The organism is Ruegeria sp. YTSC106 (assembly GCF_059609765.1).
Genome location: NZ_JBXWMI010000003.1, coordinates 292,731 through 317,556, shown reverse-complemented (window position 1 = coordinate 317,556; position 24,826 = coordinate 292,731). Strand labels below are relative to the sequence as shown.

The window sequence follows — 24,826 nt, the reverse complement described above, 5'->3', positions numbered from 1 at the left end:
ACCGACACTTGCGAGTGTCCCACCTTCACGACCCCCGGAGACGCCATGCCCCCTCGCAAGATCATCATCGACACCGATCCCGGACAGGATGATGCCGTCGCCATCCTGCTGGCGCTGGCCAGCCCGGAAGAGATCGAGATTCTGGGCATTACAGCAGTTGCGGGCAACGTGCTCTTGGAACTGACAGCCAAGAACGCTCGAATCGTGTGCGAACTGGCGGGCCGGACCGATGTGCCGGTCTATGCAGGCTGCGACAGACCGTTGAACCGCCCCCTGGTCACGGCCGAGCATGTGCATGGCAAGACAGGACTGGATGGCCCGGACCTGCCTGATCCGCAGATGCCTTTGGCCGAGGGTCACGCGGTGGACTTCATCATCGACACTCTGCGCGCGCATGAGCCGGGCACCGTGACCCTTTGCCCGCTGGGGCCACTGACGAATATCGCGACCGCATTCAGCAAAGCCCCTGATATTGTTGATCGGGTGCAGGAAATCGTTCTGATGGGCGGGGCGTATTTCGAGGTTGGGAACATCACTCCAACAGCGGAGTTCAACATCCATGTCGACCCGGAAGCAGCTGATATCGTTTTTAAATCCGGAAGGCCGATTGTAGTTATGTCACTGGATGTCACGCATAAGGCGCTGGTCACCAGACCCCGCAACGATGCATTCCGCACTCTGGGAAACAAAGTCGGACTCGCCGTGGCAGAGATGACTGATTTCTTTGAGAGGTTCGACAAGGAAAAATACGGCAGTCAGGGCGCACCCCTGCATGACCCCTGCGTGACCGCCTATCTGATCCGACCCGAGCTGTTTTCGGGCCGTCATGTGAATGTCGAGATTGAAACCCAGTCCGAACTGACCATGGGCATGACCGTCGCAGATTGGTGGGGCGTGACCGACCGCGCCCCTACTGCACTGTTCATGGGGGAGATCGACGCTGACGGCTTCTTTGACCTGCTGACGGAAAGGCTGGCCAGATTATGAGCGCCGCCCTGCGCCTTGCGCGCCCCGAAGACCTGGACCGCCTGATGGCGCTGGTCACCGCCTTTCATACCGAGGCCGGTCTGGCGCAAGACCCGGACCAGATCCGAAACGCTCTTGCACCCCTGCTCGAGGGTATTCCCCATGGTTGTGTCTATCTGATCGGCCCAGGACGCGCGCCGTTGGGCTACATCATCCTGACATTCGGCTGGTCCGTCGAATTCGGCGGCATGGACGGTTTCGTCGACGAAATCTATATCCGACCCGCTGTTCGCGGTCGCGGTATTGCGACCGAAGTTTTGTTGGCCTTGCCAAAAGCATTATCCGAAGCGGGGCTGACAGCCCTTCACCTGGAAGTCGATCGAAACAACGAAGCCGCTCAGAATATCTATTTGCGTACCGGGTTCAAACCACGCGACAGATATATGCTGATGAGCAAGTTGCTTTAACGAGACTCGCCACGGAAGATATTGGCCGGGTTCATGTCTTGTACCGGGTCACTCGCCGAGACCGGGTCTCCGGTTATTGGGTAGGTTCCCGGACCCGCGCAGGCGGAAAGAACTGTGATGGACGCTGCTGCGGTTACCAGAAGGAATTTGGATACAGACATCGTAGTCTCCTTGCTGTGATGCAGTCAGGTTAGATCACGTGGCTGTGATTTACTTAGTAACAAGTTCACACATAATGTGATTTTTGCATTCTTTTCAGAAGCAAAAAGACTAATCCAATACGCCTGCGAAACAGAGACCACTGAAATGATTGCGTAATCCGGATCTCGCCTCTCTTGCGAAAAGTGCGAAGATTTTTCAAAAGTTTTCAACTTCAAATGCGAGCAAGCACCGCAATCGTAAACCCAGAGAAAGACCGAACCAGAAAGGTTCAACCAAAGGTGGATATCACCTGAAGCAGTGTTTCCTGCCGCACCATTCACCGTGATCGTCCGGAAGACCCCGGTTCAGGGCCCATGAAACGCTTGGATCCAAGAGTTCCCAAGGTTCAAAAAGACCAAGTGATCGATCACGTGGATTGCGACACGGGCAGAGGAACGAACGCTTGATGGATCAGAGGCCGGCACCTTGAAAATGGGGGCTGTTGGCCCCCATTCTTCGCTTATTTCAGGATCGACGCGCCGGCGTATTCGGCCACTTCTCCCAACGACTCTTCGATGCGGATCAGTTGGTTGTACTTGGCCAACCTGTCAGATCGCGCCAACGAGCCGGTTTTGATCTGACCACAATTGGTCGCCACGGCCAGATCGGCAATGGTGGCGTCCTCGGTCTCACCCGAACGGTGCGACATCACGTTGGTATAGCGCGCGCGGTGGGCCATATCGACGGCGCGCAGGGTTTCAGTCAGCGAGCCGATCTGGTTCACCTTGACCAGCATCGAGTTCGCACAGCCGCGCTCAATCCCTTCGGCCAGACGCACCGGATTGGTCACGAACAGGTCGTCACCCACCAACTGCACCTTGTCACCGATGGCATCGGTCAGGGCCTTCCAGCCATCCCAGTCATCTTCGGACATACCGTCTTCGATCGAGATGATCGGGTAGTCATTGACCAGAGCTGCCAGATAGGCCGCATTCTCTTCCGAGGTCAGGGTCGTGCCTTCGCCAGCCAGAACGTATTTGCCGTCTTTGAAATACTCGGTCGCGGCGCAATCCAGCGCCAGGTGAATTTCCTCACCCGGCTTGTAACCTGCTTTTTCGATGGACTTCAGGATGAAATCCAATGCTTCACGGGTCGAGGCGATGTTGGGGGCAAAACCGCCCTCGTCGCCCACACCGGTCGCCAGACCCGCGCCTGACAGTTCCTTTTTCAGAGTGTGGAACACCTCGGACCCCATGCGCACCGCTTCGCGAATGTTCGCGGCGGCGGTCGGCATGATCATGAATTCCTGAATGTCGATCGGGTTATCGGCATGTTCGCCACCGTTGATGATGTTCATCATCGGAACCGGCAGAACCCGGGCCGAAGTACCGCCCACATACCGATAGAGAGGCTGCGTGGTGAAATCCGCCGCTGCCTTCGCCGTGGCCAGCGAAACACCCAGGATCGCGTTTGCGCCCAGACGGCCCTTGTTTTCGGTTCCGTCCAACTCGATCATTGCCTGGTCAATGGCCACCTGTTCAGTCGCGTCAAAACCTACCAGTTCTTCCGCGATCTCACCGTTCACGGCGGCAACGGCTTCCAGAACGCCCTTACCCATATAGCGCGCCTTGTCGCCATCACGTTTTTCTACCGCCTCATAGGCGCCGGTGGACGCACCCGAGGGCACGGCAGCGCGGCCCATGGTGCCGTCTTCCAGAATCACGTCAACTTCGACTGTCGGGTTGCCCCGGCTGTCCAGAATTTCGCGTGCGTGGATGTCGATGATGGTGCTCATGAGGCCTGTCCCTATGACTGCAGTCGGTTGCACGCGTCATAGCAGCAACCGGCCAAAAGTAAACCGGTTCCGTTACCGCTAACACACATATTCCCGGACATTTAGGGCTAACAGCCCTCTGTTTGCGCCAACAGGCTCAGGCAGGCACCAGTTCGCGCGCCAGACGCCGTTCGCGGATAAAGGTATAAAGACCCGAGCCAATGATCAGGGTTGCCCCTGCCATTGTCAGCGCATCAGGGCGTTCACCGAACATAAGCATTCCCGCGAGGATCGAAAACACCAGACGCGTGTACCGGAATGGCATCAGGGCCGAGGCTTCGCCCACCCTCATCGCAGTGACAATGCCGTAGTACCCCAGCACGCCAAATCCGATCGCCCCCGCATAGGGACCCGTTTGACCAGCTTGAACAGGCACGAAGGATGCCCCGGACATGACCATCAGAACCAGGCCGGCGACGGCAACCGCAATGTAAGCCTGCATCGCAACAACGGACGAAGCCACTCGCGGGTCCAGCTTGCGGGTGATCAGATCACGCGCGGCAATTGCGACAACGGACAAAACTACAAACAGGGATTCCGGCCGAAAGCCCTCCATCCCGGGGCGGATGATCATCAGGACACCGACAAAGCCGACACCAATGGCGCTCCAGCGGCGCCACCCGACCTGTTCGCCAAGAAACAGGGCCGCGCCCATGGTGACGACCAACGGCATGGCCTGAAACACAGCTGCAACGGTGGACAGGTCAATCAGCGACAGTGCTGTCACAAAAGCAACGGCGCCAAAACCTTCTGTCGCGGCCCGAACCAACGGCAGGGTTTTCCAGGCCACGGGATCAAAGATCCGTTTGCGCGTGACCACTGACATCGTGGCAAACACGAGCCCGCAGAACACACCCAGAAACACCATGATCTGCCCTGTCGGCACAGAGCCGGACAGGAGCTTGATGAACATGTCCTCAAGAGCAAAGGCCGCCATCGACCCGATGAGCAGCAGGATGCCGTTTACGTTGTTCATTTGCGCGTCCGTTGGAAAGTGCATGTCGGGTGCCGATACACGCACAACAACCTCAACCAACAGCATCTGGCAAGACAATTCCCGTCACGCCTGATGAATTAACGTGAGGGGATCAATCGCGTTTTGTGATGGGTCAGTCCTTTTCCAGCGGGACGCCGTACAGCTCCAACCGGTGCCCTTTCAGCTTGTACCCAAGCTTTGCCGCGATTCTTTCCTGTAGGGCTTCGATCTCGGGGTCGACGAATTCGATAACCTCTCCTGACTGCATGTCTATCAGGTGGTCATGATGATCGCGCTCGGCATCCTCGTACCGGGCCCGTCCGTCGCCGAACTCGAGGCGTTCCAGAATACCAGCCTCTTCGAACAGTTTGACCGTGCGATAGACCGTTGCAATGGAAATGCCTTTGTCCACAGCAGACGCCCGTGCATAGAGTTCCTCGACATCCGGATGGTCGTCGCTCTGTTCCAATACCTGCGCGATGATCCTTCTTTGACCGGTCATGCGCAGCCCCTTGGCTTCACAACGCCCAATAATCGTTTCCGACATGATGCCCCTCAGACTTGCTCGGGTGTCTGTCTTAATATGTCTACGCGCGTTTCGCTACAGGGATTTCACCTTTTGCGACCTTCTGATGTAGCGCGCGCCAGATCGGCCCAGACCGGCAGGTGATCGGATGCGATATGCGCGGGACGCGTGTCGTGAACACCGTGCGCCACAGCCTGGACTCCGATGCCCAGCGCGATCCGATCCAGCGCACCCAAAGGCTGTGCGGCAGGAAAACTGGGCCTGGGGGGCAGGAACCGCATTTCTGGGGCCAGATGATCCAGAACAGGCTGGCGTGACCATTCGTTGAAGTCACCGGCCCAAACTGTCGGCATCTGGTCCATATCCCAATCATTCCGCCGAATATGCAATATCTGCTGCCGCCGTGACGCTGGCAAAAGCCCCAGATGCATCCCCATCACGCGCAGTGGCCCGATATGCGTGTCGAACTCGACCCGAACCGCCCCGCGCGGTTCCAGCCCCGGCAGCTCGTGATGCCCTTTGCGGCGTACCGAAATACTCTCTCCGCGCCAGATCACCGCGTTGCCATGCCAGCCCAGACTGCCTGCACCGCCCAGATCGACGATCTTCCACCCTGCCTCGTCCAACATGAAATGCGGCAGTGCCGCCGGGCGGGGCGGCAGGCGTTTGTCGGCCTCCTGCAACACCACGATATCCGCTTTCGTGTTTTCGATGACTTGCAAAACGCGTTGCGGCTGACGCCGGAAATCCAGCCCGACGCATTTCTGAATGTTGTAGCTTGCGATACGCAGCGTGGACGAAGTTTGCATGAGGCCATGACCAAGTGGAATGCCCCTAAAGTGCCATGCCTGACGTGGGGCGCAACCCCTCAGCTCAGTTTCCTGCTGCGGCAAATCAGAGACGCCACCAGACTCCGATAATCTGCCCGTTATTTCGTCGAATGAACCCTGCTTCATATCAAAGCAAAGGTTCCGCTTGATCCCCGGCCCCGCAGCCCTCTATCCCGATCCGGTGACGACATCGAAGCGCAGCGAAAGCAAGGCCAAGATGAGCCTGAGCCAACCCGACAACAGCACCCGGCCCAGTATCATACTGGTGATGGGTGGCGCGCTGTGGGGCCTTTACTGGATTCCGGTGCGGTTTTTCTATGATTACGGTCTGACAGGCCCCTGGTCCGGGATCGTCATGTACTGCGCGGCCCTGATTGCTTTGTTCCCCTTTATCTGGGCCGACAGGCACATGCTGACCCGGCAATGGCGTGATCTGATGCTCAGCGGTATGTTCACAGGGGCTGCATTCAGCCTGTATTCGATCAGCCTTGTCTACACCGACGTCGTCCGCTCGATCCTGCTGTTCTATCTCACTCCGATATGGGGCACGCTTCTGGGCGTTGTATTTCTGAAAGAACGCCTGAGCCTGATGCGCCTTGCGGGCCTGATCTGCGGGCTTGGCGGGCTGTTTGTCGTGCTTGGGGGTGCCGGGTTCGTGCCATGGCCGCAAAACCTGGGCGACTGGCTGGCGCTGGCGTCGGGCATATGCTGGGCATTGGGCACTCTGGGTTTGTACAAAACCGGAAGCATTACCATTACGGGTCAGGTTTTTGCCTTTGTACTTGGCGCGCTGTTGCTGTCGCTTGTCAGCCTGTTGGCGCTTCGGGGCCAGGCGCTGCCAAACGTCACACAGGAAGGAGCGGTCCGCATAGCGGGATATGCGATGCTGTCGGCTGTCTACATTCTGCCCATGATCTACATGACCATCTGGCCAGCTACAAAACTGTCTCCCGCAAAGGTCGGCCTGCTGCTGATGAGCGAGGTCGTCGTCGGTATCGCGTCTGCCGCGGCCCTGTCCGGCGAACCATTCGGCCTGCGGGAGTTTCTGGGCGCCACCCTGATCGTCAGCGCCGCGGTGTTGGAAATCCTGCGGAAATAGACGCGGTCTGCGCGTCACGTCCCGCAAAACGTCGCATGGACCACCTCATTTTCGGCCGGAGGACGCCTCAGGTCTTCCGCATCACCCTGATCCTCGTAAGGCCGCGCCAGGACGGCGTTCAACCGGTCAAACGGCGCGTAATCTCCCTGTACGGCTGCCTGGATCATCTGTTCGACCCGGTGATTGCGCGGAATGAATGCAGGGTTTGCAGCGGTCATCACATCCAGCGGCGCTGCTTCGCGCTCTAACCGCATGCGCCAACCCGCTTCCCAATTGTCAAACGCTTCCGGGGCAAGGAACTGATCCCGCGCCTTGCCACCGCCCAGCGCCCGGAAGGTATTGGTGAAATCCGCCTGCCCCTCGGCCATAAGCTTCAGAAGGTCGGTGATCAGTTCCTGATCGCCCTCGTCCGCGGATGCCAGTCCGATCTTCGCCCGGAACCGGGACAACCAATTCTGTTGCAGAAGATCCGGCATCGCGTGGACGATCTCGGTCGCCTCTTCCACGGCGGCCTCTTTATCGTCCATCTGCTGGATCAATGACGTTGCCAGCTGCGCGAGGTTCCACATCGCGATATCGGGCTGGTTCGAATAGGCATAACGCCCCATCCGGTCAATCGAGCTGTAGACGGTGTTGGGGTGATACGTATCCATGAACGCACATGGGCCATAATCAATTGTCTCGCCCGCGATCGAGCAGTTGTCGGTATTCATCACCCCATGGATGAACCCCACGCTCATCCATTTCGGAATCAAACTGGCCTGAGCATCCCGCACCGAACGCAACAGGCCCATGGGACCTTCTGCCTTGGGATAATGCCGGGCAATGGCGTAGTCCGTCAGGCGCTTCAGGCTGTCCATTTGCCCACGCGCTGCAAAAACCTGGAAGGTCCCCACCCGCAGATGGCTGGATGCAACCCGGGTCAGGACCGCTCCGGGCATCGGACCTTCGCGAAAGACGGTCTCACCGGTTTCCACAGCTGCCAGAGCGCGTGTGGTCGAAACGCCCAGCGCATGCATTGCCTCGGATACCACATATTCCCGCAGAACAGGCCCCAGCCAGGCCCGGCCATCGCCCCGGCGGGAAAACGGTGTAGGACCCGAACCTTTCAGTTGAATATCCCGGCGCACCCCGTCCGTTCCGACAGTCTCGCCCAGCAGCACTGCACGCCCGTCGCCCAGTTGCGGGTTGTACTGCCCGAACTGATGCCCGGAATAAAGCTGAGCGATGGGCTCGGCACCTTCGGGAATACTGTTTCCCGCAAAGGATTCGGTCATGTCCTCAACGTCTCCGGGCGAAATCCGCAGCAACTTGGCCAGATCATCGTTGAACGCAATCATCCTTGGCGCGCGCACGGGAATCGGCGACTGCCGCGCAAAGAACGCATCCGGCAGTCGGGCATAGGAGTTATCGAAGGGGATTTTCAGGGTCATGTCGCAAACATATCCCTCGAGCGCATGAATACCATAGCGGATCACGCCTGCCCGTGCATAATCGCACCCAAACACGAGGGACCACATGACTGCACAAGAGGTTATCGACCGCCTGAACCTGCAACGCCATCCTGAAGGTGGCTGGTACGCCGAGACATGGCGCGCTGAAAACGAAGGCCGCCCCACCGGCACCTGCATCTACTTCCTGTTGCAGGCTGGCGAAAGCAGCCACTGGCACCGTGTCGATGCGACCGAGATCTGGCTGTACCATGCCGGCGCGCCGCTTGTCCTGTCGCTCAGCGCAACCGACCAAGGCCCCACCACCGAACATGTGCTGACACCAGATCTTTCCGCTGGCGCGCCACAACTGATCGTCCCGGAAGGTCATTGGCAAGCCGCCCGCAGCACGGGTGATTACACGCTGGTCAGTTGCACGGTCTTGCCCGGTTTCCAGTTCGAGGGGTTCGAACTGGCCGCGCCGGGCTTCGATATCCCCAAGGCGTAACTGTTCACAATAGGATCTCTGAAAAGGTGAGTTTACAGACAGTTGCCCATTGATCATTCTGTACACGTAGCCACAAGCGACGGAGTAACGAGTGAGAATGAAGCAGGTCCTGCTGTCTGTCTTGTTCTTTTGTCAAAGCGCAGCCTTCGCAGGCGCAGAGCCCGCTTGCGCCAAGGCCCGTCTTTCATCCGATCTGACTGTGCCAGAGCCGACCTGGGAAGAAACGGCTGAGGATGCTGGCCCGGCCGTGACAGTGGAACCTGCGGTGCTGGTTTCAAAGCGTCCTGCCCTGCGGCCCTGCAAGTTCCGGCAATTCGAAATGGGTCGTGAACGAATGTTGGAACGGGGCGCCGTGTGTGGTGACTGGACCATTCTGGGCGAAACACGCAAGCCCGTCGCCGGAAAGGCCCGCGGATGCGGGATCACGAACCCGGTTCGGGTTTACAGGATCTCTGACATCGCACTCAGCCAATTCTCTTTGATGGATTGCCAGACGGCGGTCACGCTGAAAACATGGATCGAAAACACGGCCAAGCCAGCCTTTGCCAATTTGGGCGGCGGGCTGAAGGGGATGCGGATCGTCGGCCATTATGCCTGCAAGACCCAGAACAACCAGCCGCGTGCACGCATCTCGGAACATGCGCGGGGAAAGGCGATCGACATATCGACCTTCGTTCTACGGGACGGAACCCAGATCACGGTTCGGGACGGATGGAACAACGACCAGGGCGCTGTTTTGCGAGAGTTGCACAGTGGCGCCTGCGGTGTGTTCGGAACCGTGCTCGGCCCGGATGCCGATCGCTATCATAAAGGGCATTTCCATCTGGACACCGCGCGCCGCAGCAGCGGCCCGGTTTGCCGATGAACCTTTGACTTGGTTGAGTTTTTCCGCATCGCGGATACCCCGACCCTTGGCGCGCTCACCAAGGCCGGCATCATTCAGTACTAACCCGCCAAGTCCACAAACTCCTCGTTTCATCTGACCATACCTCTGGGATCAGCATCAGCGCGTCAGGACGGGCGCCCCTATTTGTCGCTTCGGCTTTTGATCAACACATTGATCAGAGGCACCAACAGCGTCGCTGCGGACCCCAAAGGATTTGATCCAATGCTTTTGACCGCCTGAACAACCTCTCGTGCCTCTGCGGTCATCTCTTCCAATTCGTCTTCAATGTCCGCTATGGCTATATCGCGCACCTCGACGGCCGGGGCGACTTCGTCCTCGACATTGCTGCGTTTTGCAACCAGCACCAGAAGCCCAGCGAAAATAAGGTTTCCAAAGGCCAACAACGCCGCCGCCGAGGCTGGTGGCATCGAACTCTGGAGCGCCAAGAACAAGGAAACATTCAAAAGCACCACCGCCGACAATGCCGCGATGCCCGCAATGCCCATCAATATCGTCTGTTGCTGAACCACTCCAAGGCGGCGGCGTGCAATCAAACGTTCGGTCCGATAGATCGTAACCAGATTTTTGCTCAGTCTGCTCATAACCGGTCTCCTAACCCTGCGCACGCCCGACGACGTAACCCAGTGAAAATGCAATCAGCAACGCCGTGATCGGATAGTCTTTCTGCAACCGACCAAACTCCTCGACAACGTCATTGCCCAAGGATTGAACCTGGCTCAGATCGATTCCGTGGTCTTCCAGAAGTTTCCGGATTTCATCCGATGATTTGACCCGCTCTGGCGGCTCTTTGGGTTCCGGATCCTTTTCGACCTGCGCCTCCAACGACGCGTTTCGTTCCCGTAGCTTCTCCAACTCGGATTCAAGCTCTGCTTTGGTCGCCATAGTGCCTTACCCTCACTGCATGGGTTCGAGGTAACGGTTGCACAAAGATTTGTTTTTTTGAACTGTTTTCCGGATCACGTTATCCAACCGGGTCCATAGACACCGAACTTACGACCCCGCCACCAACAAGCGCCTTAACGCCAGTGGTTCCGGGGCAAGAGGTCGGCAACCTCCGAGCAACGCGCACCGCCAGATAGGCAAACGCCTGCGCCTCAAGCATGTCGCCGTCCAGCCCCACCGCCTCAACCGTTTCGACCGGGCAATCCAGCGACACGCGCAACATCTCCATCAACACCGGGTTGCGCCTGCCACCCCCGGTGACCAACACACAGGACGGGGGTTTCGGACAGTGCTCCATCCCCTGCACCACAGCTGCGGCGCACATACCGGTCAGAGTGGCCACCGCGTCGGCGTCATTGAGTTCCTTGACCAAACCGATCATTTCCGAAAAATCGTTCCGATCCAAGGATTTCGGCGGCATACGGGAAAAATACGGCTCGGCCAGAAACAGCTCAAGCGCGCCCATCTCGACTGTGCCATCGCGGGCTAATGCCCCGTCCCGGTCCATGGGAAGCCCCAGACGGGCCTGCATCAGATCATCGACAGGTGCATTGGCCGGTCCTGTATCAAATGCCAGCAGCGCACCGGGGGCTTCGGGGCCTTCGAACGTCGGGTCCACATAGGTCAGGTTGCCGACCCCGCCCAGGTTCAGGAAGCACAACGGCCGGTCCGCGCCGAACCATTTGGCACAGGCAAAGTGAAAGAAAGGCGCAAGCGGAGCCCCCTCGCCCCCCATCGCCACATCATCGCTGCGGAAATCCCAAACCACCGGACGCCCAAGCGCCTGCGCCAACCCCAGCCCGTCACCGACCTGAAACGTTCCGCGCCCGCGCGGCTCATGCGCCAGCGTCTGTCCGTGAAAGCCGATCAGATCCACGTCCTCGAACTCGGACAGTGCTTCGGCATGGGAGATTGTCACCATCTCGGCCGCCGCATCGACCTGAGGTCCGTGCCACTGCCCCAGGGCCGCCCGCAACACATCGCGTTCCGCATCCGAATATGCGCGATATCCGCTTTCCCCAAACCCGTAAATCGAATGTCCATCGGTTTCCACCACCGCCGCGTCAACCCCGTCCATCGACGTGCCGGACATCGCGCCCAAAGCTCGGACCTTTCCGTGTTTCCTGATGGTCTGGTCCAAGCCTGCCTCCTGAATTGGCTGTATCATTCGCCGCGTCCAGGTCCGGAATTTCACCTTTGGGTTGCAGCCCGGCCAACGTGCCTTCTGTTGGGTCACAAAGGCAAGCTTTCTGCACCGGCCCGGCAATTTTTTTCTCAGGGCGCGTGTCTGGATCGACACCCTCGACCACACCCCGCACCTGAGGTGAAAAGGTGGCTTTTCCTCTCCTGCGCTGCCGCCTATACAGTGCCCCGCAACATTAACCCAAAGGGCACGATATGACCTACCACCCCAAATCGGATTTCATCGCCACGATGATCGAGCGCGGCTTTCTCGCCGACTGCACCGATTATCAGGGCCTTGACGACGCGCTGATCAGTGGGTGCAAACCGGCCTATATCGGCTTTGATGCAACGGCCAAATCGTTGCATGTGGGCAGCCTGATCCAGATCATGATGCTGCGCTGGTTCCAGAAAACCGGCCACCAGCCGATCACTTTGATGGGCGGCGGCACCACCAAGGTGGGCGACCCTTCGTTCCGCGCGGATGAACGCCCGCTGCTGGGCCCCGAACAGATCAATGAGAATATCGCGGGCATCAAAAAGGTGTTCTCGGCCTATATCGACTATGACCCTGAGGCCGAGAATAAGGCTCTGATGCTGAACAATGAGGAATGGCTGGACAACCTGAATTACCTCGATTTCCTGCGAGACATCGGGCGGCATTTTTCGGTCAACCGGATGCTAAGCTTTGAATCGGTGAAATCTAGGTTGGATCGCGAGCAATCGCTCAGCTTTCTTGAATTCAACTACATGATCCTGCAGGCCTATGACTTCCTTGAGCTGAACCGCCGCTATGGCTGCGTTCTGCAGATGGGCGGCAGCGACCAGTGGGGTAACATCGTCAACGGTATCGACCTGACCCGTCGCGTGCTGGATCACGAGATCTACGGACTGACCTCGCCCCTGCTGACCACCAGCGACGGCAAGAAAATGGGTAAATCTCAGGACGGCGCGGTTTGGCTGAACGCAGACATGCGTTCGCCTTATGAGTTCTGGCAATTCTGGCGCAATACCACCGACGCTGATGTCGGGCGGTTCCTGAAGCTCTACACCGAAATGCCGGTGGACGAGTGTGATCGCCTGGGCGCGCTGAAAGGGTCCGAGATCAACGAGGCCAAGATCCGTCTTGCCAACGAGGTGACGACTCTGGCCCACGGTGCGCAGGCTGCGGCGAACGCCGAAGCCACTGCCCGCGAAGTGTTCGAAAAAGGCGGAGTCGGAGATGATCTGCCGACCCTGACGCTATCGGAAGCAGACTTACCGATCTCTATCGTCCAGTTGATCGTGAAAACGGGTCTGGCCAAGTCCGGCAAGGAGGCCAAGCGCCTGATAGCCGAGAACGGCGCCAAGCTGGATGACGCGCCGCTGACCGATGCCGGGCTGATGATCGACGCAGGTGCATTGTCCTCGCCCATCAAGCTGAGCGCGGGGAAAAAGCGCCACGCGCTGGCTCAACTGGGCTAACTCGGCAAGTCTGAAAAGCACAAAATTAAAACGGCCACCCAAACGGGTGGCCGTTTTTCATTCGGTAATCTGTGCTTATCTGCGGTCTTTTCCTCCGCCGCGACCGGGCCGGTCGCCGCCTTCATCATCGTTGGCGTTATTGCCGCGACCCGGGCTGCTGCCCTCGCCGCCATTGCCGTGGCCGTTATTGCCATTGCCACCGCCTTTGCCGCCGTTGCCTTTCCCACCTTTGCCTTCACCGCCGCCGGATTCACCTCCGCCGCCACCGGACTCGCCACCGCCACCGCCGGATTCACCTCCGCCGCCACCGGACTCGCCACCGCCACCGCCAGATTCACCTCCGCCGCCACCGGACTCACCACCGCCACCGCCGGATTCACCTCCGCCGCCGCCGGATTCACCTCCGCCACCGCCGGATTCACCTCCGCCACCGCCGGATTCACCTCCGCCGCCGCCGGACTGACCACCGCCACCGCCACCGCCGGAGTTACCTCCACCGCCACCAGTGTCAGCGCCACCTCCAAACTCACCTCCGCCACCACCGGATTCACCGCCGGGTGCACTACCAGCGTCGGCAAATTCAGACCCACCTAGTTCAGAGCTGCGGTTTTCACCCCGGTTTTCCGCCGAACCATACAAGCTTGCCGTCGGCAAATCCGTCAGCAACGCGGCCAACCCCGGACATTGCGCCCCGGTTACACTCAAAGTTGTCTCAAAGTCGGACCGCTTTTGAAGCCTGTCCAGAAAACTCGGGGTCACCTGCACACAATCGCACAAACTGGCATAGTCGCCGGCGTTGGCGAGATTTCGGGCCGTTTTCCAGTTGCAAGTTTCCGATGCGGCAACAGCACTGCCTATCATCACCATTCCAAAAACAGGAACAGCGATAGCTGCACCCAATATTTGCTTCGTACTCTTTACCATAATAGATCCTCCTGGTGAAAAAACACACAACGGCGCTGAGTTCTTCGTTCACGAACAGGCGCGTTTTCGTGAAGTTGGGATTAAGTTGTCTTGAGGATCCGCCAGGGCATCGGGGCGAATGATCTGGCCCGCCAACCAAGATCCCTCTTTCTCAAATATGTGGACACTGGTCCCAAATTGCAGTTATTGAACAAGTGTTCATATCCATGGGAGGAGTTCACCATGCACCTGTCCACCACTGCCGCCCTCATCACCGGCGGCGCGTCCGGTCTGGGCGAAGCCACGGCCCGCCACTTCACCTCGAAAGGCGCGCAGGTCACCATTTTGGATCGTGATGCGGACCGCGGCGAAAAGGTTGCCACCGAGATCGGCGGGCATTTCGTGCAGACGGATGTGACTGACGAGCAGTCGGTGGCCGCCGCCATACGCCATGGCACGGAAAAGATGGGCAAGATCACTGCGACGGTGAATTGTGCAGGTATCGCCTATGGCATCAAGACTGTTGGCAAGGATGGCCCCCACCCGTTGGATGCGTTCCAGCGTACGATCGACATCAATCTGGTTGGCACATTCAACGTATCCCGGCTGGGCGCTGCCGAGATGGCAAAGAATGACCCCGAACCAGATGGAGCACGCGGGGTGATCATCAACACCGCCTCGATCGCCGCGTTTGACGGGCAAAAGGGTCAGGCGGCCTATGCGGCCTCCAAAGGAGGCGTCGTGGGCATGACGCTGCCGATGGCCCGCGATCTGGCCTCGACCGGCATTCGGGTCATGACCATCGCGCCGGGCATTTTCATGACCCCGATGCTGGCGGGTCTGCCCGAAGAGGTGCAACAACAGCTTGCCGCTGACGTCCCGAACCCTGCCCGCCTGGGCGACCCGCATGAATACGGACGACTGGCCGGGTTCATCGTTGAGATGGGGTATCTGAATGGTGAGGTCATCCGCATCGACGGCGCCCTGCGTATGCGCTAAACCGGGGCTCATGACCGAGCGACAAAAAATGGAAGCGGGCGAGTGGTATTGCTGCCTTGACCCGGAACTGGATGCGCTTCGTGCCGAAGCGCGTCGTGCCGTTCATGCCCATAACACGTGTCCGCCGGATGACCGTGGGGCCATCGCGCTGGAACTGGCAGCACTTTTTGCTGGTGTTGGTGAGGATTGCTTTCTTGAGGCCCCATTTCACTGTGCCTACGGAATAAACCTGTCTTTGGGGGATCGAGTGTTTTTCAACGCAGGCTGTGTCGTGCTCGATACCGCGCCGGTGACGATTGGGAACGACACGATGCTTGGGCCCGCAGTGCAGATCTATTGCGCCGAACACGCGAAAGACCCTGCCTCACGCGCTCGGGGCCTTGAAGTCGCCCACCCTGTCATGATCGGCGAAAACGTCTGGATTGGTGGCGGTGCGATCATCATGCCGGGCGTTACGATCGGCGACAACGCCATCATCGGAGCCGGTAGTGTGGTGACAAAAGACGTTCCGGTCGGCGAGACCGTCGTCGGAAACCCTGCCCGGCCTATACGGCCCCTCCGATAACCCTGTTCTTTCCCCTATCCGCCGGGGCCTTGATCCCGGGGCGCGGCGCGTGCCACTTTTTCGGTCAGGCAGCGCCGGGTCACTGCGCCCCCACGGGGAGTCGCCCAACCGGACAAGGCAGTTCTTGACCGCGCTGAAATCGAAAGAGTCAGCCCCATCGCCTGTCCAGAAGAAGGATGCATCCAACACGACCTGCATGTGGATACAACCAATCCAGGTGTTTTTATGCTCTATGAAAACTGGCAGATTCGCGAACCTTAACAGACGCATATGACCACGCTTCATTTCGCCTCTTGCATGGAAGCAATAGAAGGGGCCGTAGCCGGTTTTACGCTGAACGAGATGACGCGGATAGGTTAATCGATTCCGCTGCAAAACCGGAGCATTTTCGTGGTTCAAGTTTTGTACAACTTTTTAAACGTTGCCCCTTAAAGCAAACACAGATTGCGTTCACTTCGCCTCAGCTTTCTCTTCCAGCGTCAGCCATTCCTCTTCAGACGCCGAAAGCTTTTCCTGCCGCTCAACCAGCGCCTCGATCGCTTTCTGGAACTTGACCGGTTCGCGGGTGAACAATTCGGGGTCGGACATCAGTTCGTCGAGCTTTGCAATCTCGGCCTCCAGCCGTTCAATCTCGGCAGGCAACTTTTCCAGCCGGTGCTTTTCCGAGAACGACAGGCCGGGCTTCTGCTTCGTTTCCTGCTTGATTTTTGGCTTCGAAGCTTTTGCTTTTTCTTCCTTTTTCTCTGCCACATCACCACGTTGCGCGATATAATCCGACCACCCTCCGGCATAGACCGTGGCGCGACCATTCCCCTCCATCGCAATTGTCGTTGTGGCCACCCGGTCGAGGAAATCGCGGTCGTGGCTGACCAGCAGAACCGTGCCGTCGTAGTCGTCCAGCAGCTCCTGCAACAGGTCCAGCGTTTCGACATCCAAATCGTTGGTCGGTTCGTCCAGCACCAGAAGGTTGGACGACTTCGCCATCAACTTGGCCAGCAGCAAACGCGCCTTTTCTCCACCTGACAAGGACTTGACAGCCGCTCTTGCCTGCTGCTCATCAAACAGGAATTCCTTGAGATATCCCACGACATGTTTGGGCTGCCCGCCAACCATCACCTGATCGGCCTTGCCTGAGACCCGCATATCGGGGTCGCCGGTCAGGCTGTCCCACAAGCTCATCTCGGGGTCCAGTTGCGCACGGGTCTGATCGAACACCGCGATCTCAAGATTGGTGCCCAGCGACACCGAGCCTTCGTCCGGCTGCACCTGCCCAAGAAGCATCTTCAGCAGCGTCGTCTTGCCAACCCCGTTCGGTCCGACAAAAGCCACACGATCACCGCGCTGCACCAGCAGATCAAAATTCCGAACGATCTGCTGGTCACCGAACCCTTTGGCCAATCCTTTGGCCTCGATCACCTTGCGGCCCGATTTTGGACCGGCCTCCAGCGCCATCGCAGCGGAACCCTGACGCTTGATCTGTGCCGCCTTTTCGGCACGCAGCGCCTGAAGGGCCCGCACCCTGCCCTGATTGCGTTTGCGCCGTGCGCTGATACCCTCAACCGCCCATTTGGCCTCGGACTTGATAAGACGGTTCAGCTTGTGACGCTGCTGGTCTTCTTCTTCCCAGATCTTGTCCCGCCAGGTTTCAAACGCATCAAAACCTTGCTCTTGCCGTCGGACAGCGCCCCGATCAATCCAGAGAGTCGCCCGTGTCAGTGCGCGCAAAAAGGCCCGATCGTGCGAGATCAGCACAAAAGCCGCACGTGTTGACCCAAGCTCGCGCTCCAGCCACGCGATGGCTTCGATATCCAGATGGTTGGTGGGTTCGTCCAGCAGCATCAGGTCCGGCGCCTCGGCCATCAGTTTGGCCAATGCCGCGCGCCGCCGCTCTCCACCCGAGGCCGTCTCAATTGCGCGTGAAGGGTCGAATTTCAACCCCTCGCCTGCCCGTTCAACCTTGTAGAGTTCGCCTGGCTCCAACCCGCTGGACGCATAATCGCCCAATGTGGCAAAGCCCTCCATCGTCGGGTCTTGTTCCATGTAACCCACGGATTTTCCGGGCGGCACAACGATTTCGCCGCGATCAGCCTCGACCAGACCGGCCATCACTTTCATCAACGTAGACTTGCCCGACCCGTTGCGCCCAACCAGCGCCACGCGGTCACCTGGCTGAACCACCAGATCAAGCTCGGAGAACACCGGATCGCCCCCGAAGGTCAGGGAAATGCCGGACATCTGCAACAAAGGAATTCTCGCCATGCCTGCCAGCTAAACCGGCAGTCGCACTGCGTCAACGCCCCGTCTTCACCTTTTCAGAAATACTCGGGCTAGTCGGCCACCGTTCGCAACAGGCGTTTACGCGCCGGCGGAATTGCCCCGATTTCCACCCCTGTGAAAACGTGCAGCGTGTTCATTTGGCGGTCCACCACTGCATGGTCGCTGACCCAGCCGCCCATCATCAGATAGGTCCGCAACAGCGGTGGCATCCGCAGCATGGCCTTTTTCGTATCCGGCCTGCGCCGCAGACGCGTAGCAAAGCGAAACACATCCGGAGCCTTTACCCGCGGCAGCCACCGTTTCGGGGCAAGATGGCGGTGTTTGAGCATCGCAAAGGCATCCAGATAATGTTCTGTCTCGGTTCCGGCAAATGAGGAACATCCAAACAGCATCTCGACGTTGTTGTGGTCGACGTAGGATGTCATTGCCCCCCACGCGACACGCAGAATGTCGGGATCGATTTGGTTCGGGTGAACGCAGAACCTGCCCATCTCGACCATACGGCCACTGAACCCTTCCAGCGAACTCAGGTCGTAAAACTGTGCTGAATAGCTGCGTCCGATTTCGCGGCCATGATCCATTGTCAGCATCCGAAAGCAACAGACCAACCGCCCGGCAGACCGCATATCCTCAACCAGGATATGACTGCATCGTGTGTCGAATGCGTCACTGTCCAGTTGCCGGGTGTCGAACGCCAGTGTTCGCAGGTTTTGTGCGGCCCTGATATCCTCAGATGATTGCGCCAGACGGGCGCGATAGCGCCCTTTGCTCAACAAAACTGCCGTCGCCACGGTCGCGTCCTCCACGGGTGCCGACCCACAGGTGCCAGCACGACACCGTTAGCACAAGACATGTGACTGCCTTGTGACCATCGCAAGGCTCTGGCGCAGATTAGTTGGCGCCGGGAATATTGGCCGGGTTGAAGTTGCCGATATTGCCCAACAGCTGACGCAGGAAGCCTTTGTCCTGAACGTTGGAATCGGTCACACGGCGTTCCAGCGGAATCACGATGCCGTCTTCCAGACCAAAGCGTTCGATATTGCTGACGACACCGCGCTGATCAAAGCTGATGGCGACCAGTTCGCGTGCCACCACTTCGGGCCGTTTCGGGCCGTAATGACGCACCCGCGAGCGGACATAGTAATAACCCGAATCCCGCACCACACCTGACGCACCCGGAGCCCCGATGGCTTCTTCCACACTGTCACGCGTATCCACGCCCACTTTTATTTCGGCCAACTCTTCGGCTGGCGGCACGTATCCGTGATTCTTGAAGATGGGCGTACAAGCCCCGGCCGCAGCCAGACAGGCAACAAACACAAGCGATTTCGTCGCTGGTTTCAACCGGTTCACTACCTTCAACATGCGCACCCTCTTGCCTTGGCCTCTTGCGGCTTCTATCCGATTACAGAAACCGCTGCCACGGTTCAACACATAGAAAGGCTCTCGAATGAGCAACGTTACATCACTTCGGGTGGCTGACCTGCCCCAGAACGCCCCGACATCCTTTGATCTGCGCCCTGCGGCCGCTGCTTTGGATGAGATCAGACAGGACCTGGGACTGCTGGGACTGCGCAAACTCAGTTTCTCTGGCGACGTGCAGGCCCGGGGCAAGCGCGACTGGGTTCTGAACGGCAAACTCGGTGCAACCGTGATCCAACCCTGTATCGTGACCCTCGATCCGGTAACAACCCGGATCGACATTCCTGTGCATCGCACATTTCTGGCCGATTGGAACGATCCGGACGAACCGGAGTTCGAAATTCCCGAAGATGACGAATCCGAGCCTTTGGGTGCCGAGATCGACCCGGCCCGGGTAATGGTCGAGGCGCTGTCACTGGCCCTGCCACAATACCCGCGCAAGGACGGGGCTGAACTGGGACAGGCAGACTTTACCGAACCCGGAAAACAGGCGATGACCGACGAAGACGTCAAACCCTTTGCCGGATTGGCGGAATTGCGCGACGCACTCAAAAAAGACGAGTGACAGATGACGGATTTCCTGTCATAGCAGGCGGTCAGAAAAATCGCTTGAACATACCGAGAATCGCAGTATTTTCGCGCGCTCATCGGATTTTGGGTTGGACATTGCGGGGCTCGTCGCCTAAACGCGCGTCAAACCACGATAAACGAACTACGAAACCCGGGTCGGCAGCGATTCTGCGACCCCTAGTCAGACAAAGGTTGAGACCATGGCCGTCCAACAGAACAAAGTTTCCAAGTCGCGTCGCAACAACCGCCGCGCACACGACGCTCTGGTTGCTGCAAACCCGAACGAATGCCCGAACTGCGGCGAGCTGAAGCGCCCGCACCACGTTTGCGCATCCTGCGGCCACTATGATGATCGCGAAGTCGTCGCACAGGCCGACGAAATCGATCTGGACGAAGACGCAGCCTAAGCCTGATCGAGTGCAGACCAAGGCATGACTGAACAGCCCACGCACGCCGGACGGATCACCATCTCGGTCGACGCTATGGGTGGTGACGCGGGTCCCTCGGTCGTTGTTGCCGGTCTTGCTAAATCGGCCGACAAGAACCCGGATATCAGGTTCTTGTTACACGGGCCCGAACAGGTATTGCGCAAGCTTGTCGCCAAACGGCGTGTCCTTGAGGGGCGCGTCGTTTTTCGTGATTGCCCCGGCGTGGTCACGATGGAAGACAAACCCAGTCAGGTTGTGCGCAACGGCAAAGAGACCTCGATGTGGTCCACGCTGGAAGCGGTACGCCAGGGCGAAGCCCATGGCGCGGTTTCCTGCGGCAATACCGGTGCGTTGATGGCCCTGTCGATGATGCGCCTGCGCAAACTGCCGGGCGTGAATCGACCGGCCATCGCGATACTGTGGCCCTCGCGCAACCCTCAAGGGTTCAACGTGATGCTGGACGTCGGCGCTGATGTGCGCGCCGACGCCAAGGATTTGCTGCAATTCGCGCTGATGGGCGCGTCCTATGCACGTAACGGTATGGCCTTGGGCCGCCCCCGGATCGGACTGCTGAATGTCGGCACCGAAGAGCACAAAGGGCGTGCCGAACTGAAAGAAGCGCATTCGATGATTGCGGAATTCGCGGAGCAAGCGAATTTCGACTTTGTAGGGTTCGTCGAAGGTAGCGACATCCCTGGTGACAAAGCAGATGTCATTGTAACCGATGGGTTTACCGGCAACGTTGCGATCAAAACCGGCGAAGGAACGGCAAGCCTGATCGGGGACCTGTTGCGTCAGGCCTTCAAGTACTCTCCCCTATCCCGATTGGCCTCGATTCTGGCTATCACCTCGCTGAACCGTTTGAAGAAACGGATCGACCCGCGGCGCGTGAATGGTGGCGTGTTTCTGGGGCTGAACGGCACCGTGGTGAAATCCCACGGCGGCGCTGACGCGACAGGCGTGTCAGCTGCAATCAAACTGGCCTTCACTCTGGCGCAGTCCGGCTTTTCCGAAAAATTGGCTGCGCGGGTTGCATCCACTGCCCAGCTTGCACAAGATGCCGCGCAATCAGCGCCGCAAACAGATAAATAACAAAAAAGGCAGTACCCTAAAATGGCAGGCCGTTCAGTTGTAGCAGGTGTCGGGCATTATTTACCCGAACGCGTTGTTCCCAATTCCGAGTTTGAGAAAACCCTGGACACGACCGACGAATGGATCAAGACCCGCTCGGGGATCGAACGCCGCCACTTTGCTGCCGAAGACGAGACGACATCCGATCTGGCCACCAAGGCCGCCGAAGCCGCGCTGGCTGACGCAGGTCTGACGGCGGATGATATTGATGCAATCGTTCTGGCGACTTCAACGGCGGATCTGACCTTTCCTTCGGCTGCCACCATGGTTCAGGCACGGTTGGGCATGACCAAGGGCTTTGCTTTTGATGTTCAGGCTGTTTGTGCAGGATTCGTTTTTGCCCTTTCCAACGCAAATGCGCTGATTGTTTCCGGTCAAGCCAATCGCGTGCTGGTAATCGGAGCGGAAACATTCTCGCGGATCATGGACTGGACCGACCGGTCCACCTGTGTGCTGTTCGGTGATGGCGCCGGCGCTCTGGTGCTGGAAGCGCAGGACGGCACAGGCACTGCGGATGATCGCGGTATTCTGGCAACCGACCTGAATTCAGACGGGCGTTTCAAAGACCTCCTTTATGTCGACGGGGGCGTTTCGACCCAATCCACCGGGCACCTGCGCATGCAGGGCAATCAGGTTTTCCGTCATGCCGTTGAAAAGCTTACGAAAACAGCGGAAACAGCGTTGGAACGAGCGGGGCTGAGCAGCTCGGACGTGGATTGGATCGTGCCGCATCAGGCCAACATCCGCATCATTCAGGGCACGGCCAAGAAAATGAACCTGCCGATGGAAAACGTGGTTGTGACCGTTCAGGATCACGGAAACACGTCGGCCGCATCCATCCCATTGGCCCTGTCCGTGGGCAAGCAACGCGGACAGATCAAAACCGGCGATCTGATCGTGACCGAAGCCATTGGCGGCGGTCTGGCCTGGGGCGCGGTAGTTCTGCGCTGGTAACCGGCGCAAACCAGCTTACACAGCCGCCCGCAATTCATTGATATTGACAGCGAATTTGCCATACCCATATGCTTCTACAGCAACAGGGGAAATGGCATGGGCGACAAAACACTGACTCGAATGGATCTGAGCGAAGCTGTCTTTCGTGAGGTAGGTCTGTCACGAAACGAAAGTGCGCAGCTGGTTGAAAGCGTTCTGAACCATATGTCCGATGCATTGGTAAGCGGCGAGCAGGTGAAGATTTCGTCTTTCGGCACCTTCAGTGTTCGGGACAAGACGGCACGTGTCGGTCGCAATCCTAAAACCGGCGAGGAAGTGCCAATTCAGCCGCGCCGTGTACTGACCTTCCGTCCGTCGCATCTGATGAAAGATCGCGTCGCCGCCGGGAACCGTAAGTAAGTTCAGGACGTCCAGGTTATGAGTAAGTCCCCCGATGCCTTTCGCACCATAAGTGAAGTTGCGGACTGGCTCGGTGTTCAGGCTCATGTTCTGCGATTCTGGGAAAGCCGATTCACTCAGGTAAAACCAGTCAAACGCGCAGGCGGACGCAGGTATTATCGCCCCAACGACATGCGTCTGTTGGGAGGAATCAAGAAACTGCTCCACGAAGACGGTATTACGATAAAAGGCGTCCAGCGTATCCTGCGCGAACAGGGCGTCGCACATGTCGCGGCGCTGTCCCCGTCTCTGGACGACCCCGTCCCCGCCCCGATTGAGCCCGTCCAGGACACCGTGGTACCGTTTGAACCTAAGCCTGCAACCGCCAAGAAGCAGATTCGTATGGATCTGGGCGAACCGTCCGAGCATTCGGAGAAAGAAGGCCCGCAGGCCAACGCGCGTAAATCTTCTGCGGCACAGCCGGAACCAGAGCCCGAACTGGATGCCGCGCCTTTGATGGGTGGAATCGCGTCGCTTGCGTGGAAACAGACAGATTTTGATGATGACCTGTTGCGGCGCATTGCTCCGATTGCGAAAGACCTGCGCCGCTGGCTGGACCGTGTCGAAACACAGGCGACGGGTTAGGACAAAAGGCATTGTTTTCCTCTTGCCCCTGCCGGGAAAATCTTTATGAACACCCCAACGTCGGGCTATGGCGCAGCCTGGTAGCGCGTCCGTCTGGGGGACGGAAGGTCGCAGGTTCGAGTCCTGCTAGCCCGACCAAATTACACCGACGTTTATGGCATACAGGCCAGATCCCGCTCTGGCACCAGGGGGGATCGAGATGACAGGTGTTTGCCCGAACCAACAGCTAGAGGCGATGATCTCGCGCGGTGAGATCACAGCCGACCCAGAGGTTCTGTCTGCGCAGATTCAACCCGCCAGCCTTGATTTGCGTCTGGGAACAGTGGCTTACCGAGTACGCGCCTCATTCCTTGCGGGCGAAGGCCGGACTGTCACGGACCGGTTGGCAGAGTTTGAGATGCACCGCATCGACATCTCGGCCGGTGCGGTTCTGGAAAAAGGCTGCGTCTATCTGGTGCCCCTGATGGAATCGCTTGCCCTGCCCGACAACATGAGCGCTGTGGCCAACGCCAAAAGCTCGACCGGGCGACTCGATCTTTTGACACGGACCATCACCGATGGCGGCACCGAGTTTGACCGGGTGCCCGCAGGGTACACAGGCCCGCTTTATGCCGAAATCTGCCCGCGCTCCTTCTCGGTTCTGGTTCGTCCCGGGATGCGCCTGAACCAAATTCGTTTCCGACAAGGCCAGGCCGTGTTGTCAGATGCCGAACTGAGATCCTTACATGCCGAATCTCCGCTGGTGGACGGACCTGCGGTCATTCAGGACGGTCTGGGCTTTTCGGTCGACCTGCAACTGCCTGATACCGATCTCGTCGGCTATCGCGCCAAACCACACACCGGGGTGATCGATCTGGATCGAATCGGTGAATACGACCCGCAGGACTATTGGGAAGAGGTCCGGACCAAGGATGGTTGCATTATCCTGGACCCCGGCGCGTTTTATATCCTTGTCAGTCGCGAGGCGGTGCATATTCCACCAATGTACGCGGCTGAAATGGCGCCCTATCTGGCGATGGTTGGTGAGTTCAGAGTGCACTATGCAGGCTTCTTTGATCCTGGTTTTGGCCATGCCGCTGCCGGGGGTGCCGGTTCCCGTGGCGTGCTTGAGGTGCGCTGCCACGAAGCGCCATTCGTGCTGGAGCACGGGCAGGTCGTCGGACGTCTGGTCTATGAGAAAATGGCGGAGATGCCGACGCAACTATATGGTGCGGGCATTGCCTCGAACTATCAGGGTCAGGGCCTGAAACTGTCGAAGCACTTCAAAGCTGTTGGCTAATCC

At 58.6% G+C, this 24,826-nt stretch carries 29 protein-coding genes and 1 tRNA gene; 17 read left to right on the top strand and 13 right to left on the bottom strand.

What is annotated here, in order from left to right; genetic code table 11:
* Nucleotides 1-45 precede the first annotated feature (45 nt).
* Together AC2FEB_RS05990 and AC2FEB_RS05985 are read left to right on the top strand one after the other, a co-directional pair.
* Nucleotides 46-987 (top strand): nucleoside hydrolase, encoded by a 942-nt coding sequence (locus AC2FEB_RS05990; RefSeq protein WP_496883907.1) that lies wholly within the window; start codon nt 46-48, stop codon nt 985-987.
* Nucleotides 984-1,433 (top strand): GNAT family N-acetyltransferase, encoded by a 450-nt coding sequence (locus tag AC2FEB_RS05985; RefSeq protein WP_496671128.1) that lies wholly within the window; start codon nt 984-986, stop codon nt 1,431-1,433. The genes AC2FEB_RS05990 and AC2FEB_RS05985 overlap by 4 nt, the downstream gene beginning before the upstream one ends.
* Here AC2FEB_RS05985 and AC2FEB_RS05980 read toward each other — a convergent pair.
* The 5 genes from AC2FEB_RS05980 to AC2FEB_RS05960 all read right to left on the bottom strand — a co-directional run bounded on the left by AC2FEB_RS05980 (nt 1,430) and on the right by AC2FEB_RS05960 (nt 5,719).
* Entirely contained in the window at nt 1,430-1,594 is a 165-nt protein-coding gene (locus tag AC2FEB_RS05980) for a hypothetical protein (protein ID WP_162896760.1), read from the bottom strand. The two genes, AC2FEB_RS05985 and AC2FEB_RS05980, sit on opposite strands and share 4 nt — an antisense overlap.
* Nucleotides 1,595-2,094: 500 nt before the next feature.
* A complete protein-coding gene (gene eno, locus AC2FEB_RS05975) occupies nt 2,095-3,369 on the bottom strand; it encodes a phosphopyruvate hydratase (protein ID WP_117868719.1) in 1,275 nt (424 codons plus the stop codon).
* Nucleotides 3,370-3,505: 136 nt separating this feature from the next.
* The gene (locus tag AC2FEB_RS05970; RefSeq protein WP_117872711.1) at nt 3,506-4,384 is read right to left on the bottom strand and encodes a DMT family transporter; all 879 of its coding nucleotides are present in this window, start codon (nt 4,382-4,384) and stop codon (nt 3,506-3,508) included.
* Nucleotides 4,385-4,517: 133 nt separating this feature from the next.
* The gene (locus AC2FEB_RS05965; RefSeq protein WP_117868718.1) at nt 4,518-4,931 is read right to left on the bottom strand and encodes a Fur family transcriptional regulator; all 414 of its coding nucleotides are present in this window, start codon (nt 4,929-4,931) and stop codon (nt 4,518-4,520) included.
* Between the two features lie 65 nt (nt 4,932-4,996).
* Nucleotides 4,997-5,719, bottom strand: coding sequence for an endonuclease/exonuclease/phosphatase family protein (locus AC2FEB_RS05960; RefSeq protein ID WP_496671133.1), 723 nt, complete (start codon nt 5,717-5,719; stop codon nt 4,997-4,999).
* 166 nt (nt 5,720-5,885) lie between these two features.
* Between AC2FEB_RS05960 and AC2FEB_RS05955 the strand changes: the two genes are divergently transcribed.
* On the top strand, nt 5,886-6,839 hold the full coding sequence (locus tag AC2FEB_RS05955; protein WP_496671136.1) for a DMT family transporter: 954 nt from the start codon (nt 5,886-5,888) through the stop codon (nt 6,837-6,839).
* Between the two features lie 14 nt (nt 6,840-6,853).
* Here the strand turns inward: AC2FEB_RS05955 and AC2FEB_RS05950 are convergent, their stop codons facing one another.
* Nucleotides 6,854-8,272 (bottom strand): protein adenylyltransferase SelO, encoded by a 1,419-nt coding sequence (locus tag AC2FEB_RS05950; protein WP_496671632.1) that lies wholly within the window; start codon nt 8,270-8,272, stop codon nt 6,854-6,856.
* 85 nt (nt 8,273-8,357) lie between these two features.
* On the opposite strand from AC2FEB_RS05950, the gene AC2FEB_RS05945 reads away from it, so the two are divergent.
* Nucleotides 8,358-8,777: a cupin domain-containing protein gene (locus tag AC2FEB_RS05945; RefSeq protein WP_496883906.1), complete on the top strand. Its 420-nt coding sequence runs from the start codon at nt 8,358-8,360 to the stop codon at nt 8,775-8,777.
* A gap of 97 nt (nt 8,778-8,874) precedes the next feature.
* Nucleotides 8,875-9,642 carry an extensin-like domain-containing protein gene (locus tag AC2FEB_RS05940; protein WP_496671139.1) on the top strand — a complete coding sequence of 256 codons (768 nt, stop codon included), beginning with the start codon at nt 8,875-8,877 and terminating at the stop codon, nt 9,640-9,642.
* 161 nt (nt 9,643-9,803) lie between these two features.
* Here the strand turns inward: AC2FEB_RS05940 and AC2FEB_RS05935 are convergent, their stop codons facing one another.
* The 3 genes from AC2FEB_RS05935 to AC2FEB_RS05925 form a co-directional block, all read right to left on the bottom strand.
* On the bottom strand, nt 9,804-10,265 hold the full coding sequence (locus tag AC2FEB_RS05935) for a hypothetical protein (RefSeq protein ID WP_496671142.1): 462 nt from the start codon (nt 10,263-10,265) through the stop codon (nt 9,804-9,806).
* A 10-nt stretch (nt 10,266-10,275) separates the two neighbouring features.
* Nucleotides 10,276-10,566, bottom strand: coding sequence for a hypothetical protein (locus AC2FEB_RS05930; protein WP_117868712.1), 291 nt, complete (start codon nt 10,564-10,566; stop codon nt 10,276-10,278).
* 79 nt (nt 10,567-10,645) lie between these two features.
* Entirely contained in the window at nt 10,646-11,719 is a 1,074-nt protein-coding gene (locus AC2FEB_RS05925) for an anhydro-N-acetylmuramic acid kinase (RefSeq protein WP_496671635.1), read from the bottom strand.
* A gap of 305 nt (nt 11,720-12,024) precedes the next feature.
* Here AC2FEB_RS05925 and tyrS point away from each other — a divergent pair, with 305 nt between their 5' ends.
* Nucleotides 12,025-13,272, top strand: a complete 1,248-nt coding sequence (tyrS, locus tag AC2FEB_RS05920) for a tyrosine--tRNA ligase (RefSeq protein ID WP_496671145.1) — start codon at nt 12,025-12,027, stop codon at nt 13,270-13,272.
* Between the two features lie 75 nt (nt 13,273-13,347).
* On the opposite strand, the gene AC2FEB_RS05915 is transcribed toward tyrS, so the two are convergent.
* Entirely contained in the window at nt 13,348-14,196 is an 849-nt protein-coding gene (locus AC2FEB_RS05915) for a hypothetical protein (protein ID WP_496671148.1), read from the bottom strand.
* 222 nt (nt 14,197-14,418) lie between these two features.
* Between AC2FEB_RS05915 and AC2FEB_RS05910 the strand changes: the two genes are divergently transcribed.
* From AC2FEB_RS05910 to AC2FEB_RS05900, 3 genes are all read left to right on the top strand, one after another.
* Entirely contained in the window at nt 14,419-15,174 is a 756-nt protein-coding gene (locus tag AC2FEB_RS05910; RefSeq protein WP_496671151.1) for a 3-hydroxyacyl-CoA dehydrogenase, read from the top strand.
* Nucleotides 15,175-15,184: 10 nt separating this feature from the next.
* The gene (locus AC2FEB_RS05905) at nt 15,185-15,739 is read left to right on the top strand and encodes a sugar O-acetyltransferase (RefSeq protein ID WP_496671153.1); all 555 of its coding nucleotides are present in this window, start codon (nt 15,185-15,187) and stop codon (nt 15,737-15,739) included.
* A 138-nt stretch (nt 15,740-15,877) separates the two neighbouring features.
* On the top strand, nt 15,878-16,000 hold the full coding sequence (locus AC2FEB_RS05900) for a putative quinol monooxygenase (RefSeq protein WP_496719329.1): 123 nt from the start codon (nt 15,878-15,880) through the stop codon (nt 15,998-16,000).
* Nucleotides 16,001-16,189: 189 nt separating this feature from the next.
* Here the strand turns inward: AC2FEB_RS05900 and AC2FEB_RS05895 are convergent, their stop codons facing one another.
* The 3 genes from AC2FEB_RS05895 to AC2FEB_RS05885 form a co-directional block, all read right to left on the bottom strand.
* Nucleotides 16,190-17,998: an ABC-F family ATP-binding cassette domain-containing protein gene (locus tag AC2FEB_RS05895; protein ID WP_496671156.1), complete on the bottom strand. Its 1,809-nt coding sequence runs from the start codon at nt 17,996-17,998 to the stop codon at nt 16,190-16,192.
* Between the two features lie 68 nt (nt 17,999-18,066).
* Nucleotides 18,067-18,807, bottom strand: coding sequence for a GNAT family N-acetyltransferase (locus AC2FEB_RS05890; protein WP_496671159.1), 741 nt, complete (start codon nt 18,805-18,807; stop codon nt 18,067-18,069).
* A 100-nt stretch (nt 18,808-18,907) separates the two neighbouring features.
* Nucleotides 18,908-19,381 carry an outer membrane protein assembly factor BamE gene (locus tag AC2FEB_RS05885; RefSeq protein ID WP_117868705.1) on the bottom strand — a complete coding sequence of 158 codons (474 nt, stop codon included), beginning with the start codon at nt 19,379-19,381 and terminating at the stop codon, nt 18,908-18,910.
* A gap of 85 nt (nt 19,382-19,466) precedes the next feature.
* On the opposite strand from AC2FEB_RS05885, the gene AC2FEB_RS05880 reads away from it, so the two are divergent.
* From AC2FEB_RS05880 to AC2FEB_RS05845, 8 genes are all read left to right on the top strand, one after another.
* Nucleotides 19,467-20,003, top strand: coding sequence for a YceD family protein (locus tag AC2FEB_RS05880; protein ID WP_496671162.1), 537 nt, complete (start codon nt 19,467-19,469; stop codon nt 20,001-20,003).
* A 205-nt stretch (nt 20,004-20,208) separates the two neighbouring features.
* Nucleotides 20,209-20,415, top strand: a complete 207-nt coding sequence (gene rpmF / locus AC2FEB_RS05875; RefSeq protein ID WP_008756996.1) for a 50S ribosomal protein L32 — start codon at nt 20,209-20,211, stop codon at nt 20,413-20,415.
* Between the two features lie 24 nt (nt 20,416-20,439).
* On the top strand, nt 20,440-21,528 hold the full coding sequence (plsX, locus tag AC2FEB_RS05870) for a phosphate acyltransferase PlsX (protein ID WP_299893868.1): 1,089 nt from the start codon (nt 20,440-20,442) through the stop codon (nt 21,526-21,528).
* Nucleotides 21,529-21,549: 21 nt separating this feature from the next.
* Nucleotides 21,550-22,521, top strand: a complete 972-nt coding sequence (locus AC2FEB_RS05865; protein WP_117868702.1) for a beta-ketoacyl-ACP synthase III — start codon at nt 21,550-21,552, stop codon at nt 22,519-22,521.
* Between the two features lie 96 nt (nt 22,522-22,617).
* Entirely contained in the window at nt 22,618-22,920 is a 303-nt protein-coding gene (gene ihfA, locus AC2FEB_RS05860; RefSeq protein ID WP_117868701.1) for an integration host factor subunit alpha, read from the top strand.
* An 18-nt stretch (nt 22,921-22,938) separates the two neighbouring features.
* Nucleotides 22,939-23,544 carry a MerR family transcriptional regulator gene (locus tag AC2FEB_RS05855; protein ID WP_496671168.1) on the top strand — a complete coding sequence of 202 codons (606 nt, stop codon included), beginning with the start codon at nt 22,939-22,941 and terminating at the stop codon, nt 23,542-23,544.
* Nucleotides 23,545-23,605: 61 nt separating this feature from the next.
* Nucleotides 23,606-23,682: transfer RNA gene (locus tag AC2FEB_RS05850), tRNA-Pro, on the top strand.
* Between the two features lie 61 nt (nt 23,683-23,743).
* Nucleotides 23,744-24,823 (top strand): 2'-deoxycytidine 5'-triphosphate deaminase, encoded by a 1,080-nt coding sequence (locus tag AC2FEB_RS05845; protein WP_496671171.1) that lies wholly within the window; start codon nt 23,744-23,746, stop codon nt 24,821-24,823.
* Nucleotides 24,824-24,826: the final 3 nt, after the last annotated feature.

Bases quoted from the DNA above. Each gene is read 5' to 3' on its own strand.
- AC2FEB_RS05910 (WP_496671151.1), top strand. From the start codon at position 14,419: ATGCACCTGTCCACCACTGCCGCCCTCATCACCGGCGGCGCGTCCGGT.
- ihfA (WP_117868701.1), top strand. From the start codon at position 22,618: ATGGGCGACAAAACACTGACTCGAATGGATCTGAGCGAAGCTGTCTTT.
- AC2FEB_RS05845 (WP_496671171.1), top strand. From the start codon at position 23,744: ATGACAGGTGTTTGCCCGAACCAACAGCTAGAGGCGATGATCTCGCGC.
- AC2FEB_RS05935 (WP_496671142.1), bottom strand. From the start codon at position 10,265: ATGAGCAGACTGAGCAAAAATCTGGTTACGATCTATCGGACCGAACGT.
- eno (WP_117868719.1), bottom strand. From the start codon at position 3,369: ATGAGCACCATCATCGACATCCACGCACGCGAAATTCTGGACAGCCGG.
- AC2FEB_RS05950 (WP_496671632.1), bottom strand. From the start codon at position 8,272: ATGACCCTGAAAATCCCCTTCGATAACTCCTATGCCCGACTGCCGGAT.
- AC2FEB_RS05990 (WP_496883907.1), top strand. From the start codon at position 46: ATGCCCCCTCGCAAGATCATCATCGACACCGATCCCGGACAGGATGAT.
- AC2FEB_RS05880 (WP_496671162.1), top strand. From the start codon at position 19,467: ATGAGCAACGTTACATCACTTCGGGTGGCTGACCTGCCCCAGAACGCC.
- AC2FEB_RS05925 (WP_496671635.1), bottom strand. From the start codon at position 11,719: ATGTCCGGCACGTCGATGGACGGGGTTGACGCGGCGGTGGTGGAAACC.
- AC2FEB_RS05905 (WP_496671153.1), top strand. From the start codon at position 15,185: ATGACCGAGCGACAAAAAATGGAAGCGGGCGAGTGGTATTGCTGCCTT.
- AC2FEB_RS05930 (WP_117868712.1), bottom strand. From the start codon at position 10,566: ATGGCGACCAAAGCAGAGCTTGAATCCGAGTTGGAGAAGCTACGGGAA.
- AC2FEB_RS05895 (WP_496671156.1), bottom strand. From the start codon at position 17,998: ATGGCGAGAATTCCTTTGTTGCAGATGTCCGGCATTTCCCTGACCTTC.
- AC2FEB_RS05855 (WP_496671168.1), top strand. From the start codon at position 22,939: ATGAGTAAGTCCCCCGATGCCTTTCGCACCATAAGTGAAGTTGCGGAC.
- AC2FEB_RS05885 (WP_117868705.1), bottom strand. From the start codon at position 19,381: ATGTTGAAGGTAGTGAACCGGTTGAAACCAGCGACGAAATCGCTTGTG.
- AC2FEB_RS05945 (WP_496883906.1), top strand. From the start codon at position 8,358: ATGACTGCACAAGAGGTTATCGACCGCCTGAACCTGCAACGCCATCCT.
- AC2FEB_RS05980 (WP_162896760.1), bottom strand. From the start codon at position 1,594: ATGTCTGTATCCAAATTCCTTCTGGTAACCGCAGCAGCGTCCATCACA.
- AC2FEB_RS05970 (WP_117872711.1), bottom strand. From the start codon at position 4,384: ATGAACAACGTAAACGGCATCCTGCTGCTCATCGGGTCGATGGCGGCC.
- AC2FEB_RS05985 (WP_496671128.1), top strand. From the start codon at position 984: ATGAGCGCCGCCCTGCGCCTTGCGCGCCCCGAAGACCTGGACCGCCTG.
- AC2FEB_RS05960 (WP_496671133.1), bottom strand. From the start codon at position 5,719: ATGCAAACTTCGTCCACGCTGCGTATCGCAAGCTACAACATTCAGAAA.
- plsX (WP_299893868.1), top strand. From the start codon at position 20,440: ATGACTGAACAGCCCACGCACGCCGGACGGATCACCATCTCGGTCGAC.
- AC2FEB_RS05915 (WP_496671148.1), bottom strand. From the start codon at position 14,196: ATGGTAAAGAGTACGAAGCAAATATTGGGTGCAGCTATCGCTGTTCCT.
- AC2FEB_RS05940 (WP_496671139.1), top strand. From the start codon at position 8,875: ATGAAGCAGGTCCTGCTGTCTGTCTTGTTCTTTTGTCAAAGCGCAGCC.
- AC2FEB_RS05965 (WP_117868718.1), bottom strand. From the start codon at position 4,931: ATGTCGGAAACGATTATTGGGCGTTGTGAAGCCAAGGGGCTGCGCATG.
- tyrS (WP_496671145.1), top strand. From the start codon at position 12,025: ATGACCTACCACCCCAAATCGGATTTCATCGCCACGATGATCGAGCGC.
- AC2FEB_RS05865 (WP_117868702.1), top strand. From the start codon at position 21,550: ATGGCAGGCCGTTCAGTTGTAGCAGGTGTCGGGCATTATTTACCCGAA.
- rpmF (WP_008756996.1), top strand. From the start codon at position 20,209: ATGGCCGTCCAACAGAACAAAGTTTCCAAGTCGCGTCGCAACAACCGC.